Consider the following 16480-nt stretch of genomic DNA (forward strand, 5'->3'; position numbering starts at 1 on the left):
TATGTCTGATAAGAATATACAAACACAAAACACTCGTTTAGCACAAGTTTTAGTAGACAAGGGACACTTGTCAGAAGAGCAAGTTCAGTTTGCCCTCAAAGACGCCAAGCGTAGTGGTGCTCAACATTTAGCACAGTATCTTATAAAAAATAAATGGGTAGATACACAAGTTGTTATAGGGGAAATGCAAAGCATAAATAGTGGCAACCCTTCTACACAACGCAACTATAAAACAACAATAAATAAATCAAAATCGTCACAAAATACAGCACCTAATTTGCCTAGTGTTGGTCCAGGGCAACATTTTGGTAACTGTGTCATTATCCGAGAAATTGCGCGCGGTGGAATGGGAATTGTGTACTTAGCTCAAGATGCAAGCAAACGCAACTTTGCTCTTAAGATATTGCTCTCAGCAAATGCCGGCGAAACAGATAATCGTCGCTTTTTGCGCGAAGGTAAAGCCATTTCAGAGTTAAACCACCCAAATATTGTTAAAATTTACGCAATGGGAGAAGAAAATAGCTGCCGCTTTTTTACTATGGATTATATTGATGGTGGCACATTTTCAGATACGATTGAAAATAAAAGTACACGTGAATGTATAAGTATCTTAGCCAAAATTGCGCGAGCGCTTGCCGCAGCACATAGCAAAAAAATTATCCACCGCGATATAAAACCTGCCAATATTCTTATGGACAAAGACAACGAACCATATATCACTGACTTCGGGTTAGCTAAAATTGTAGGTGACAAAACAATGACGCGTAGTGGCGCAACATTAGGTACTCCGCAATATATGGCTCCAGAACAGGCGATGGGGGAAACGAGAAAGATAGACTATCGCACTGATATTTATGCTTTAGGTGTTATACTCTACAAGTGTTTAACAAAGCAATTACCTTTTGAAAGCGATACTTTGATGTCGCTATACAAAAAAATAGCTTTAGACGCACCGGTCTTGCCAAGAAAAATCAACGAAAAAATCCCTAAATACTTAGAACGTGTATGTTTACGTGCCATGGAAAAAGATCGTAAACATCGCTACCAAAACGCAATGGAGTTTGCTCGTGATTTAGAAAAATTCGTGCAAGGTCGCCACGGGAAAGCAAAAAAGAAAACATTTTATATTCAAAATACCAGTAAATGGTTGACAAAAAATGCGCTACTGCTTTTCGGAGTTATTGGTGGTGTGGTCTTGTTACTAGCACTCAAAACTGTGTTTTTTCCTTCAACGCAAAAAGTAGTGCGTAGTGAGAACTACCAACAAGCAAACAATATTTATCGCAAAGCCCATACATTCTTGGAAAACGGCGAGTGGCAGCAAGCGATTATTTTATACAAAAAAGCGCTTAACACTGACAAAGGATTCACAAAAGCGTATATTGGGTATGCAAAAGCGCTCATTGAAACCAAAAAATTTACAGCAGCCCAAAAATTGCTTGATAAAGCAATTATAAATTCGAAAGAAGATAAACGCGATATCAATATGCAAAAAGTTCGTCTGCTTATAGCACAACAAAAATTCACACCCGCACTCAAATTAATGAATACAACGATCAAAGAAAATAAGTCGTACGCACCGAGTTATCGTTTACGCGCTTCTATTTTCAAAAAATTACAAAACTATATTCAAGCAAACAGAGACGAAAAAAAAGCAGAAAAGATAGAGTCTTCTAATGAAATTAATATGCAAATTGTAGAAGATTTTCTATCTAGTCACAAGTATACAGAAGCATTTTCAGCCCTAGAAAATTTACAAAGTCAGTATGGTTTCTCGGCGCAAATACTTTACATGCGTAGTAGAATTTATCACATACAACAAAATTTACCAGAAGCTCTGTCTGATATCTCGCAAGCCATTGCTAAAAATCCTTCCGCGAAATATTATTTGCATAAAGCAAAAATTTCTTTTGACGCACGTTACTACGATGATACTCAGCAAATCTTAGATGCAATGTTACTTGTAGGCGATATTCCCAAAAAGCACGAAGAGGAATACCATGCGATTAAAGCTAAACTAGCACTCGCTCGTAAAGATTATGCACAAGCATATCAATACTACCGTCTGGTGCTAAATAACTCTTCTACAGCAGAAAATAATTTGTATTTTGCGCAGTCAGCGTATTATTTACAAAAATACGAAACAGCGCTTAAATTTCTAGATGAGGCACTAACAAAAAAGACGGTATTTAGTACAGTAATCGCTAAAAGCTATTTGTATAAAGGAATTGTCTTTCGCGACCTAGGCAAACAGCGCAAGGCTCTTTCTCAATTCAAAAAAGCCTTGCAAACAAATCAATCTCTACACTCAGCTCTAATGTATTTAGGAGCCTCTCATATAGATTTGCAAAACTATGACGAAGGATTTTCTTATTTACAAAAAGCCAAAAAACACCTTACAAACGAACCTCTTTTATATGAGTATCTAGCAAAATATTACTTACAGCAAAACAAAGTCGATACTGCATTGGTAAATCTCAACGCTTGTTTAAAGATAGTCCCATGGGAAGCCCGCTATTACTACTTATACGGAAAAGCTCTCATAAAAAGTGGTAAACATGACCAAGCGGAAAACTATCTAATTCGATCGTTGGAATTGCAACCCGGTAACTTACAAGCGTTTACTCCTCTACTTATCAACTTAATGGACCAAAGCAAGTTAGAAAAAACAATTCTTGTTCCAGGTTACTATAACTCTTATACGGCACATTTTTGGAGCAATGGCGAACCAAAAGATTTATTTCGCGATCAGTACAATGCTCTCACTCTGCAATATCGTACAATCGTACAACGAAAAAAAGGAAACTATAGTAATTTTGTTGCTATTCTCGATAACAATGACCAACATAAACTGCACGACATTGCCATCAACGCACTTTCTTATAACTACGATGATAAAAAACTGCAGCAGATGGTAAAAAAACGTATGCAAACAAGTAAACCTTGGGCCCAGTTGTCTGCGAAATTACAGCAACAAAAACAAAAAGCATACAAAGACTACATTAGACGTCTTATTGTAAGACTTCTCGTTGCGCGCGATCCTCTAACTTTTGGGATTCTCGACAAAGAAGGTGCAGCAGCAGAATCATGTATAAAAGAAATTTTATTGTCTTCTAGGGAAAACATGCTTATGCGTTTCCTTGCTTGCCGAACACTGCTTGCATTAGGAACTCCAAGTGGATACACTATTGTTCAAGATTATGTAAGACAAGAAGAAAACGACGATGTCGCAATCCTGGCAACAGTGGCTTTAAAAGAAAAAAAGTTTAGAGTAAAAGACCAAGTTCTCCACCAAGGGCTACAAAATGCGAACCCTTTGTTACGTTCATTGTGCACGCAACATATCTCTAACTCTAATATCTTATTACCTCTCCTAGAAGACCCTGATGAACGCGTTAAGGTTTATACTGCGAAGCAACTTATTAGTATTGTTGGCGATACCCAAATTCGCGAGCGTTGTTATAACATTTTGGCCGATGCAACCAAAAGTGAAAACCCTTTTGTCAAAATATATGGTTGTATGACGTTGTGGCCGAAAAAAATACACCGCGAGTATGCCGCCACACCTTCAAAAAGCTTTATAAATAAATACCAACACACTCTTATTCGTTGTATAGAAGATACACATCCTACAGTAAAAAGAGTCGCTGCTACGCGAATTGGTGCTTATTTTTTATATCATTTGGAGCCATATTTAATCAAGCTAGCCAAAGAACAGGATTCTACTGCGCGCTACCAAGCACTTATCTCTTTAGGGTGGATGGGAAAAGGCCATGACCTTATTAAGAAACTTTCTGCCAATCCAAATGAATCACTGTTAATACGTTCGACAATTATTCCAGTTCTCCATTCACAAAGAGGTGCAAAATTACCATTTGAGCTAAATGATTTAATTGCGGAAGAAGGCAAAGAAGCGGCACGCTTCGTGATGTCATTTATCGGTATTGTCGCTGGTCCATTTGGGCCATTTTTGTTAATGCCATACGTTAAACACAAAGATCCAGACATCCAAGCCAGCGCCATTTGCGGACTTATCTTTCACGGTCAATCTTCGGTAATTCCTATTTTGCAAAAACAAATCAAAAAAACTAAGTCAAAAAAAGTACGCACTTTATCTTATGCAACAATGTTGGGAATTATGTCGCGCGAACAACGCAATAAAATAAAAGTTTTTCATCGTTCACTTAAGAAAAAAAAGAGCAGCATACGTGAATCGGCAGCTTTTGGATATTATTTTTTAATATACTTCGAAACTCTTGAGAATACCGTTACCCAGATAATTAATCCCAAAGAAATTCAACAATACGATATATTTACCTACGGTAACATTTTTAAATTTTTATATGAGAAACTCTATTTAGCACAGTTTCGCAGAGCTATAAGCAATGACAAGAAACGCAAAGAGTATATGTGGCGATTATCACAGGCAATAGATTTGTTTCCTAATACTAGATACCACTACGAAAGAGCACTAATTTATCAACACGAAAAAAAGTGGCAAAAGGCTATTAGCGATATGCTTGAAGTTATACGTTTAGAACCAAAACAAAGTCGATACTATCCAGTACTTCTTGAACTTTGTCATCAAGCACAAGATGCTAAAAAAATACTTGAAATTAGCCACAAGTTTACAAAATTAAATCCGCGCTTAATTGAAGGTTGGAAATACCAAGCTGAAGTTTTACTCAAAATGAAAAGATACCCCGAAGCGTTAAATGCATACACGCGTTCTTTTGTTTTAGAACCAACTAACTGGACGTACTATATACAGATTGGTATTTGCAATTTCAATCTAAATGAATATGCACAAGCTCTTAATATTTTTCTATACGTATCAAATTACATATACCCTACATCTAAAGAACAAGTATTAAACGTTCTTCTTTGTTACGCGCGTTTAAAGAAGTACAACAAAGCAGTAGCATTTTTAAAAAGAAAATACAAACAAGTTCCCATTACAATAGCTGAGTTACGCAGGTATAAAGATCTAGATCCTCTTTTTAAAGATAACTGGATGCGTAGTTTAAAATGAAAACGCTAAATGATGAACAAAAATACGCGATCTCTCTAAACGAAAACACTATTTTAGTAAAATCTGCTGTTGGCAGTGGAAAAACAACGGTGTTAGCGCATAAAATTGAACAACTGTGCGCGACGTGTGATCCTCAGAATATTATTGTTCTTACCTTTACTCGTAGGGCTGCACGCGAAATTAATAAACGGTTATCACACACTAATTCGCAAATAGAAAAAACACCTTGTTGTGGTACTTTTCACAGCGTTGCCAATCGATTACTTCGAGATTATTTTGATATAACTGCTTTAGGATTTGATCGACATTTTTCAATCATAGAAGATAGACAACGATGCGAAATCTTAGAAGAATTGTGCTTCGATCTCAACATACGTATTAGCAAAAGAGAACTACGTAGCTTCACAGGTAACAGTGATAGTCCCAAAAAAAAACAACTCGCGGAGGAGTACCAAGCGTATAAAAAACGCACAAATATACTAGACTTCGATGATTTGATGATATATTTAAATGAAATATTATCTTTGCAGAAATCGCTATTTTCTTGGATTATCGTAGATGAATTTCAAGATTGCGATGCGATTCAATCGCAAATACTACAAAAATTTATTTCTCATGGAGCACATCTTTTTGCCGTAGGCGACCCTTACCAAACTATATATCACTGGCGAGGTAGTGACCCAATTATTTTTGATAATTTTGCAAAGTTACCAAACTGCATTACTACCGAGTTATCTCTGAACTATCGTTCTAATGCCAATATAATAAACGCTGCTAAAGAGTTATTTTCTCCTCACAATCAAGTTCGCGCACATCGTTCTCCTAGTGCACTTGTTGAAGTTAAAAAGCATCATAATGCGTTTCACGAAGCCACTCATTTAGCCTTTTCCATAAAAGCTTTAGCAACGGAAAGTATTAATTACAATGAGATAGCTATTCTATATCGTCGCCAAGTTCAGAAAGATACGATTATAAAAGTTTTTCAAGAGCACAATATCCCTTTTACCGTACAACGACAAGTGCAAATACACTCTATTCCCGTTCTCGATTGGCTTTATAATTTATTTATTCTTTGTTTAAACAAAAAAAACTTATTCGCCAAACGCATGGTATTTTCACATAAAAAATACGGAGCGAAAAAGCAAAAACGAGATTTCCTTAAAGATAAAATCGCTAATTTTAGTCAATTTGCTAAAAAAGGTATTAGTTCTCAACAAATATGGGACTATTTTACCATGGAGAAATTTTTATTGCCGACAAACGCTTCTTTCGATAAAGATCAAAAATTTGTAATGACTTTTCTTGAGGAAATTTTGCCAGAGATTTCTCGCCAAGATTTTTACGACTCTTTACAAAACAATATATTGTGCCGCGATTTCAATCTTGAGGCGATTGTTGATATTGTCGATGGTTGTTGCACAGATGGTGTTCAATTGATGACAATACACAGCTCTAAAGGACTAGAATTTTCTCATGTGTTCATTGTTGGTGCTAATGCTGGGAATATTCCCTTACAAAGGCAAAATAGCGACGAAGAAAAACGTTTATTTTATGTAGCAATAACACGTGCCAAGGAATACGTAGAAATTTCTTATACAAATACCGCGGAATTATACGGAACGACTGCTGATCCATCTCCCTACTTATTAGAATTAAATACCAGTGCTGTACACTGGCCTAAAGAACAGTTAGAGCAAGTCGATTTAAAAGAGCTAGCTCATCAATTAAAAGACCAAACAATAAAAAGCTCAGATCAACGTCGTGCTTCTCATGAAAAATATGGAACAGGTATTATTGTCAGCGAAGATCAGGATTCGATTGTCGTTGATTTCCCTGGCTATGGAGAAAAGTCATTTTCTAAAGTTTTTTGCCCTTTGAAAATAGAGGCAAATGATGAAAGCTAAACTAGACAAATATAAACACAAAATTATCAAAACTATCGACTGCAAAGGTCACCCAGGAGACCTTTGTTCTTTGCCCGAAGACTTACATACAGATTTGAAATTATTTTTGATATCGCAAAATATCAAAAAGCTATACAGTCATCAACTACAAATGTACCGCGTCGGAAAAAATGGGCAAAATGCAATTATCACTACCGCAACTGCTAGTGGTAAAACAATCTCTTTTTTACTTCCTATCTTACAAAGAATTATTGAGAATCCTGGAATACGCGTCCTTCTTTTGTATCCGACAAAAGCCCTCGCACAAGATCAAATGCGTAATCTCGAACCTATTCTAGATTATTTTGGTCGCGAGCGTATTGAGGCAGGAGTTTATGATGGAGATACGCCTCCGAATGAACGTACACGCATTAGGCAACGCGCTAACTTAATACTAACAAATCCAGAAATGGTCCATGGTTCATTTCTACCAAATCATTCGCGCTATGGATTTAATAATATTTTTAGTAAATTAACATTTGTAGTTATTGATGAACTGCATGTTTACCGAGGTGCATTTGGTTCGCATATGGCAAACGTCATGCGGCGCTTGCATCGCGTTTGTAAGTATTACAAATCAGCTCCGCAATTTTTATTGAGCTCTGCTACTATAGCGAACCCTCTGGAATTAGCAAAAAATGTTTGTCATCGTAACTTTGTTCTTATTGATAAAGATGGCTCCCCATCTTACCAACGCAAAATTTTACTCTGGCAACCACCTTTTGTTGGCGATTCACCTTATCGTAAAAAGCCCGAGGAAGAAGCAGCTACTCTAATTCCAGATCTCGTGTGTAAAGGTGATCGCTTTATTACTTTTTGCCAAAGTCGACGTCAAGTAGAGGTTGTATTAAAAGAAACGCGGGATCAGTTGCTGGCCGTTGAGGATAAGCCTTCTTTGATGAAAGATCTTGGTAGCAAAGTTTCAGGGTATCGCGGAGGTTATACAAAAAAAGAACGCAAACAAATAGAAAAAAAGCTTGCAACAGGACATCTTTACGGAGTAATTTCAACCAATGCTTTAGAGTTAGGGATAGATATTGGTGATTTAGAGGTGGTCTTGTTATGCGGTTTTCCTTCAACAAAAGCCTCTTTTTGGCAACAAGTTGGGCGTGCTGGGAGAAAAAGTAATTCCGTAGCTATTTTATTTTTAGATGTCGGTTCCGTAGATCAGTATATTGCCTTAAACAGTGATTACCTAACAGACCGCGAAGTTGAAAATGCCATCATTGATAAAAATAATTTATTTATTCAACTCGCGCATATTCGTGCAGCGGCGGCAGAGCTACCTATTACTCTTGAAGATGCTGCTATTTTTCCCGATTTGGGAGAATCTATTCCTGTGCTTTTGAAAGCACAAGAGCTAAAAAATGAACACGGAAACTTCCACTGGAATGGTAAAGAGTATCCTGCTGGAGATTTTAGTCTACGTAACACTTCACAGCACACTTATAAAGTGGTTCACCGCGACCACGGTATAATGATCACAGAGATGGACGAATCACAAGCTTTCCGCGAAGCATACCCCAAAGCAATATATATTCATGATGGTTTACAATATATGGTAGAAGATCTTGATCTCGAAAATCGCATCGTCCGCGTTTTTTCCATTGATGTTAATTACTTTACGGTACCATTTGTTGAAACAGATGTGGCTATTATAAAAGATTTTCGCAGCCTAGACTTAGCGCACACTTCTATTACTTTTGGGGATGTAAAAGTTACGGAAACAGTTGTTGCTTATAAAATGGTCCAATTTCATAACCACCAAAATTTAGGATATGAAAGTATTGATTTGCGGTTAGTCCAAGAATTAGAGACCGAAGCCATTTGGTATAAAATTCCTCAACAAGTAGTAACAATATTTGAAACACATCGTGAATTTAATTTCTATCGCGGCTTGCAACATGCACTGTTAACAGCAGCACGTATGCGTACAATGGCAACAACTGAGGATATGAGTGCCACTTTCTTCACCAACGTAAAAAACTATGGTTGCGATCAATATTCATATATATTATTGTATGATTTATACCCAAGTGGTTTAGGGTTTACAGAAAAAGCTTTTGATTTTGCAAAAGAAATACTTCTTGATGCTATTTCACTAGTTCAGAGCTGTCGTTGTGAACACGGTTGCCCAGCTTGCGTCGGTGATTATTTTCTTGATAGGGACGTTGTTTGTTGGGGTTTGAACAGTATGCAAAAACAAACGACACCTCCGGTAAAAATTAGTGGTTATGATTTACCTCCTATCCCTAAAGAAAAAAAACAATTTCAGTTAGAAGAACTTTCAGGTAAATGGCAAGAGTTTGTAGAGGTACTTTCAACTAAAGGTGAAAAACTTGGCGAATTTTTAGCACATATTAATACCATAAAAGTTGAAGGCAATGTTTTGAAGTTGAGCATTACTTCAGAGTTTCTAGCACAATGGATTTTAGAAAAAGAAAACAAGAAAAAAATTGAAAAAACTATCAGTTATTACGTAGTAGTGCCACAAAAATTTTGTATAGATGTTTTTGATGTAAAAAGCCAAGACCGTACTATTGAGAAAATTATGCGCCGCTATGACAATCTCAAGAAAATAGAAAATTGAGGAAACATGAACTGGTATGTAAAATCATCTAAGGATGGTCGTGTATTTGGTCCTTATCCCAAACAACAATTAATCGAGAAGATAAATACAAATAGTATAAATCAAAAAGAGTACTTGTTTTCTCAGGACCAGGTTCGTTGGTATGAAACCTTTTTAGAAAAAAAGCAAAGCATGCTCGGAAAGTACAAGATTCTTAGAGAATTAGGCCGAGGCGGTATGGGTGTTGTTTATCATGCTATAGATACAAGCTTAAATCGCGAATGCGCTTTAAAAGTTTTATCAAATAATCACAACAGTAGCGCCGCCGTAGAACGATTTTTTAACGAAGCGCGAGCAATCGCTCAAATCAATCATCCCAATATCATTAAAATACACGAAATTCATACACAACCTACGCATTTTTTTGCGATGGAGTATATTCCAGGGCAAACTCTTTCTGTTTACTTATCAACACGTAGATTCAAACAAAACGAAAAGCTTCAACTGTTTCTCAATATTTGCGACGCGATTTCTCACGCCCACAGCCACAAGATAATTCATCGTGACCTAAAGCCCGATAATATTCTAATTCGCGAAAATGGCATTCCCGTTATTTTAGATTTTGGTATTGCTAAAGACTCAAAAGCCACGAGCAATTTAACACAACAAGGTGAGATTATGGGAACACCAAGATATATTGCCCCCGAAATAGTTCTAGAACAGCCCGTAGATCATCGTTCAGACATTTACTCACTGGGAGTAATTTTGTACCAAATGCTTACTGGACGTCCACCTTTTGACGTCGATAATTTTTTCTCTTTAGTGCATGTCTTGACAACCAAAGAGCCTCTTCCACTATCGCAACTAAACACTGCGATTCCCAAAAACAGCGATATAGAAATACTTTGCCTTAAAACTTTGGAGAAAAAACCACTAAAGCGTATTCAAAGCGCTGAGTATTTGAAGTCACAATTACAAAAAATCATTGATGGTCAACCTATTTCTCTACGCAAACCTACAATAATTGAGCAAGTAGTGCGTTGGTACCGTGGAAGCGGAATTGTCGGACGCATTGTCGTTATGTTAATCATAGCCACAGTAATTTTACTAACCACAACCTTCCTAGCATTTCGTTCTGTTGAAAAAGCAAAACAACAAGCTCTAAAAACAATTGCTTCCGTACAACAAAAGAAAAAAGAGGCCAACGATACCATTATTGAAATAGCCCAAAGAGTACCGCAAATAATACGCACAGGTCAATTACAGCAAGCATTACTTAATTTACAGCGAGCTTTCACTGCTTTAGACGATTCTTTTACAGAGAGAACTACAAAGAAAAACAAAGAAATCTATCGTCGCTTGACAAATACTTTACAGTTTTCTGTTTTGACAAATTTACCTCAGGTATTCCAAGCAGAGATAAAAGGTCAAGACGGGCCTTTACATATTTCAAAAGGCGGCAAGTTTATTTGGGGAATCCAAGATGGATTTCTACACATGTGGAAAACTTCGCATATACAAAAAAATACGAACTTATCGAACAGCAGCAAACTTAAAATCGGTTCAGCAAAGCTAGTGCAATTTTCTCCTAATGACAGTTTTATCGTCTATACACAGGAACAAAAAATCTATTTTTATGACTTCAATAACCAAAAAAAATATTTTATACAAAATAGTGCAGGTCCCGTAATTCTTTATATTTCAGAAAATTCGCGTTTTCTAGCATATAATATCGGGCAAACTAAAATATGTGTATACGACTTGAAACTTCAAAAACATATCGCTCGGTTTAGAGTGGCTTCTATCACTGGGGGTATAAAAGTATCAAATGACGGCGAATCTGTAGCGATACTTGGAGAACAAAGTTTTTCTTTATATAGTGTAAAAAAGGCAAAATTATACACTATGCAAGATCCTAATTCCTTTAGTTTTGGCTGTAAATTTATATTTGATAATAAACGTTACCTCTACATACTAAGTGCTTTTGGGCTGACCATTTACGATTGTAAAAACTACACAAAAAAATTCGTGGCCAATCCATATGGTAGCACCTTTATAAAATCAGAACCGGTAACTGTTGATGATCGTCTGATTTTTGGTACAGATCAAGGTAATATGATTTCCTATTTTCGCGAAAAAGATCTACGTCCACATCGTTTTATTAAGTTTCCATCTCTTTTACGAGAAGTAGTAAAAAAAATACGATCTACAACAAAATTTCTTTGTGTTCATAAGGGCAATATTCTACAAATTCGCAATATATTGTCACTAGAAACCACCTTTTCAACTCCTTACCAAGGAAACTCTATTCATTTTGAGCAAAAAAGCAGTGGTCATGTACTAAAAACAATACATAAAAATAATTATATAGAGTATCGGTTTTCTTCGCAAATACTGCACTCTACAAAAGAGGTATCAACTGTTCTAAAAAAGCTACACTATGCCTCTGATGAGTTAAAACAAATTATGCGCAAAATAGAAATTGCTTCAAACAAAAATACTATTATTCTGCCTCATCAATTAGGTTTTTTAGCTTGGTCTGATAACCAATTTTCGATTCAATATGATCTCAAAAAAGGCATGCCTTTGAGTTTTGGATTTAACAAACAAAAATCAAAAATAGCTCTTGTGTACGATAACTTTAAAATAGATATTCTTCATACTCAAAATTTGTCTTTGTACAAAAGCATACTTATTTCTATTCCTAATGCAGCAGGAAGGCCTAGAAATGCTAATTTTATTGACGAAGAGAATCTTTTAATCACAACTACAATGAGAAATGTATTGCTCTGTAATATTCCTTCTAAAATTTGTAAAACTTACGCTCTAAAAGTAAACGCAAAGGCCATTTTTTTACGTAAATTTATGGACTATATTTTTATAGGAACTAAACATGGATTTGACATATTCGATATACAAAAAGAAACCCTCACTACAAAATTTAGAATTACTTTACCCCTATTTTATTGTTTTGCCGTAGCAGAAACTAAATCCATTTTTGCCTCTGGCGATGTCAACGGTGAAATAGCGATTTGGAAAAACTTCAAAAAAATTAAATCATTCAAAGTTCCTGGCCGTGTTAATAGTCTATCTTTTTCTCCTAATGGAGAGTACTTGGCTATTTTTACTCCTGACAGCTTTTTCATTTACGACTTAAAATTACAACAACTATCAGAAGCGTATATCGGCTATTTCAAAAGTAATATTAGTAATATTAGTGATGATTGGAGTAGTATTTACTTTCCTGTGGACCTAGGTGATATAATTGTTTTTGATCAAAATTACTTTTTTAACTATTCTCAACAGAAAAAACGTATAAAAGACTATAGTTCTATCAACGATAAGTACAATCCTGCATCGCTTATAAACGTTATGGATAGAATACGTAAAAAATTAAATTTACACAATGAACCTGACAAAAGGAGATAAGGCAAAAGTTGGAATTAACTTAAAGTATCAACTTTACTTATAATACAATGAAAAAAATTACCGTACTCATTTTATTACTAGGATCTCTATGGGGAGAATCTTATACTTATTTAACTTGGCAAAAACATAATATTCATAACCACATTGTTATTCATTTTTTTTCTCCACAAAAGCGATTCTCCTCTTTATTTGTTGATTATAATTCAGGCGAAAAACAACAACGAAAAACGTTTTCTGAATCTCATATTGCTTTTACCGATAGTGTTTATATCAAGTCAACTTCGGGGAAATCAATTCCTCGCGTTAAAAAAAAATACTTATACGTTTATCACGCACTACTCGAAAACTTAAACCCTGGAAGCGAATATAAATTTACTATACGCGATGATTCTGTAAATTTTTTGCGTTCTCAACAGAAATTCTTTGTTCCTCCATTACACAAACTGCGTATTATCGCAGGTGGAGATATGGGTTATCGGAGCAAAGATCTAGTATCTATCTTACAGTATGCTGCCGCCAAAAATCCTCACTTGGCACTTATTGGTGGTGACATTGCTTATGCTAATGGAAAAAAACAAAATTTAAAACGTTGGATTTCTTGGTTTAGTTATTGGCAAGAAAACATGATCACTTCATCTGGACATCTTATTCCAATGATTTTGGCGATAGGTAACCATGAAGTACACAACTTACTAATTTTTAAACAAGCACCTTTCTATTTTGGTTTTTTTCACCAAGGCGGCAAACCCTACTTTACAAGAAAGTTAGGCCAAAACACACAGCTTATTGTACTTGATACAGATCATATTTATTCCTATTCTTCACAGCGAAACTGGCTTAAAAAACAATTACAAAAATACCAAAAAAGTAAATTCAAAATAGCAATGTACCACGTCCCGATGTATCCTGCACATCGCGAATTTAACAATAGCGATAGTATTACCGCCAGACAATTGTGGTTACCATTATTTGATCGCTATAGTCTCGATCTTGGTTTAGAACACCATGATCATGTTTTTAAGAGAACAAAACGTTTAAAGAACAACCAGGTAGTCAAAACCGGCGGAACAATCTATTTGGGCGATGGTAGTTTTGGTCGATCACCTCGTTCTGTAACAAAGCACTACTATATTGAAAAAGCATCAAAAACAAAACATTTTTGGTTCCTAGAGATAAACACAAACAAAATATTTATTCAAGCAATTGACGACGCTGGGAAAATTCTAGATGAGTTTTCACTATACGAAAAAAGGAAAAACCAATGAATCCACAAGATAAAATCTTATGCACGCGTTTACTACAAACCTTAGATTCAGAGGAACGTTTTGGAGTTCCTTACGGAACAGTATCTCCTTTTCATTTTGGATTTAGAGATTTTGCTTTTTCCCACCCTGGAAGCCGTAGTTACAAATACTATGTTGATTTGCGTTCATATCGTAGCGTAAGAGGCTATCGGCATGCAGCTGTAGAATTGTATAAAGATGATAAAATAGAAATTGAAGTAAATGGAGAAAGACATAAGTTTCCTATTCAAATTATTTCCATCCCTTTAGAAGACCAAAAAAATATAGCACAAATAGCTTCTAAAAATGGCTACAAAAGTGATATTTTAGAGCAACAACAAGAAGAGTTAGTTTTTCTATCAAGCTTACCCTCTCCACGCTTGTTAGCAACCCCTCCCCAAGGAAAAAATCGTTCAGACTATATGATTCTAAAAACAAATAAAGTTATTGATATAGCTCTAATTACAACTCAAAAAGACATTAATGAAGGTAAAAAAGCTCTAGCCCAAGAAATTTCAAAATGTTTGGCTCCTGTAGAACCAACACTCGCTTTTGCCTCCAAAACAGCACAATATTTAGCAAATTCTATTTCAAAGCCCGTGGGAATTTCACTGCGCGGAACAATTGCTGACAACCCAGTAGTCTTTGAAGACTCATTCCGTGTGCCTGTTTCAGGAAAAAACTTTTATGAAATTTCGAAGGAAAAATCTTGGCCAACGCTAGACATTGACTTAGATATTTTTTGCGGCGAGGAAGATTTTGAAGAAGTATATAAAACATTGAGTGACGAAAGCTTATTTTTTGAAGTTAACGCCGAAATAAAAGGCTCAAATTTGCAAAACACCAAGCCGCAATTGCTATTTTACAAAGAAGAAAATTTACGTAGTATAGACATTTATTTAATGACAGAAGAATGGGTAATGAAAAGCGTTGAACGCCATTTAAATCTAGGATTTGAACAACCATGGGCTTACTACTACTTTAATTCACACTCATTACTATTTGATGACTGGCCGCATTTTTTGAAATCTCTAAACCGTCATATTTTTAATTGAGGTATGTCATGACCATAAATTCGGACACAACGTTAGCATCGAAAAAAACTAGTTTTGCAAAGTTCGTAACATGCAAGCTACTTTCCTCTTTTATCCAATCCAAGTAGTTGGATTATCGTTGGAAAAATTTGAACGCGGATTTGTGTTAGTTATTTTACAGTTTGGTAGGTATTTTTCTATCATTTTTAGATTTTCAAATTTGTTACCGCTCAAGTACAACTCTCTAAGATTAGAAAGCTTTCCTATTTCAGGTGGTAACTTTATGAATTTGTTATAACTCAAATTCAACGAAGTAAGACTGGATAGTCCTCCTATTTCAGGTGGTAATTCTGTCAATTCATTATAACTTAAACTTAATGAAGTAACATTAGACAGCAAATTTATTTTAGACGGTAACTTTGTCAAGAGGTTGCTACTTAAATTTAAAAAAGTAAGATTAGGTAGCTGCCATATTTCGGTCGGTAACTCTTTTAGATACTGACTACATAAAATAACTTCCAATTCTCCAGAAAACCCACAGTTATCGAACTTGCAACCTTCTAAACTACAAAAAGCAACGTTGGATCTAAAACTACAGTGCTCAAACGAAGAGCCTTTTGTTTCATAACAATAATCTTCGCGAAAATAAAAAGAGCAACCCTTATACAGAGTAAAACTTTCTATTTTCCCTAAAGATTTACCTTTAACGACTTTCATTTTTATACCTTTTTTTACTCACGAATCATATAAAAATACATGGTATTGTAATCAATTTTTACTTATAAATATAAAATTTTTTCTGTTAAACATAATGCGACCAAAGGCAACTCATATCAATTTATTCACTTAAAAGTGAGGTATTAAGCATACATATAATGTGAAGTGCCACCGTTTGTCAATACCATTTTTTAAGTCAAAATAAGAAAGAAAAAAACAGTGCTCTGATCTCTTCTGGCTAGTGATAGTTTTGGTTTAGGGTATAACGCTTTAACTCCCAACTGCTTTCTTAAGCGTCACAATGTGACTTCCATTTCATTTCTTTTTAGAAGTTCTGTTGTTTTGCGATCTCGTAAAATGGATGTTTTAATCCTACCCACCTTATTTTTTCGATTAATACTGCCTCATCTTCAGCACACTTGCGCTTGTAATAGACTCTGCCTCTACTAACATTTCACATTGCTTGCGTACTG

At 35.5% G+C, this 16480-nt stretch carries 7 protein-coding genes; 6 read left to right on the plus strand and 1 reads right to left on the minus strand.

What is annotated here, in order from left to right:
• Position 1 precedes the first annotated feature (1 nt).
• The 6 genes from UABHE_RS11320 to UABHE_RS11345 are packed head-to-tail and all read left to right on the plus strand — an operon-like array spanning position 2 to position 15311.
• Complete coding sequence (locus UABHE_RS11320; RefSeq protein ID WP_372370391.1) at positions 2-5032, plus strand: protein kinase; 5031 nt, start codon at positions 2-4, stop codon at positions 5030-5032.
• Positions 5029-6936, plus strand: coding sequence for an ATP-dependent helicase (locus UABHE_RS11325; protein WP_372370393.1), 1908 nt, complete (start codon positions 5029-5031; stop codon positions 6934-6936). The genes UABHE_RS11320 and UABHE_RS11325 overlap by 4 nt, the downstream gene beginning before the upstream one ends.
• Positions 6923-9565 (plus strand): DEAD/DEAH box helicase, encoded by a 2643-nt coding sequence (locus UABHE_RS11330; protein ID WP_372370394.1) that lies wholly within the window; start codon positions 6923-6925, stop codon positions 9563-9565. The genes UABHE_RS11325 and UABHE_RS11330 overlap by 14 nt, the downstream gene beginning before the upstream one ends.
• A 6-nt stretch (positions 9566-9571) precedes the next feature.
• The gene (locus tag UABHE_RS11335; RefSeq protein WP_372370395.1) at positions 9572-12973 is read left to right on the plus strand and encodes a protein kinase; all 3402 of its coding nucleotides are present in this window, start codon (positions 9572-9574) and stop codon (positions 12971-12973) included.
• A gap of 47 nt (positions 12974-13020) precedes the next feature.
• Entirely contained in the window at positions 13021-14238 is a 1218-nt protein-coding gene (locus tag UABHE_RS11340) for a metallophosphoesterase (RefSeq protein WP_372370396.1), read from the plus strand.
• On the plus strand, positions 14235-15311 hold the full coding sequence (locus UABHE_RS11345; protein ID WP_372370397.1) for a hypothetical protein: 1077 nt from the start codon (positions 14235-14237) through the stop codon (positions 15309-15311). Before UABHE_RS11340 ends, UABHE_RS11345 begins: the two co-directional genes overlap by 4 nt.
• A gap of 90 nt (positions 15312-15401) precedes the next feature.
• On the opposite strand, the gene UABHE_RS11350 is transcribed toward UABHE_RS11345, so the two are convergent.
• On the minus strand, positions 15402-16007 hold the full coding sequence (locus tag UABHE_RS11350; RefSeq protein WP_372370398.1) for a leucine-rich repeat domain-containing protein: 606 nt from the start codon (positions 16005-16007) through the stop codon (positions 15402-15404).
• Positions 16008-16480: the final 473 nt, after the last annotated feature.

It is taken from the genome of Candidatus Uabimicrobium helgolandensis (genome assembly GCF_041508025.1).
GTDB classification, from domain to species: domain Bacteria; phylum Planctomycetota; class Uabimicrobiia; order Uabimicrobiales; family Uabimicrobiaceae; genus Uabimicrobium; species Uabimicrobium helgolandensis.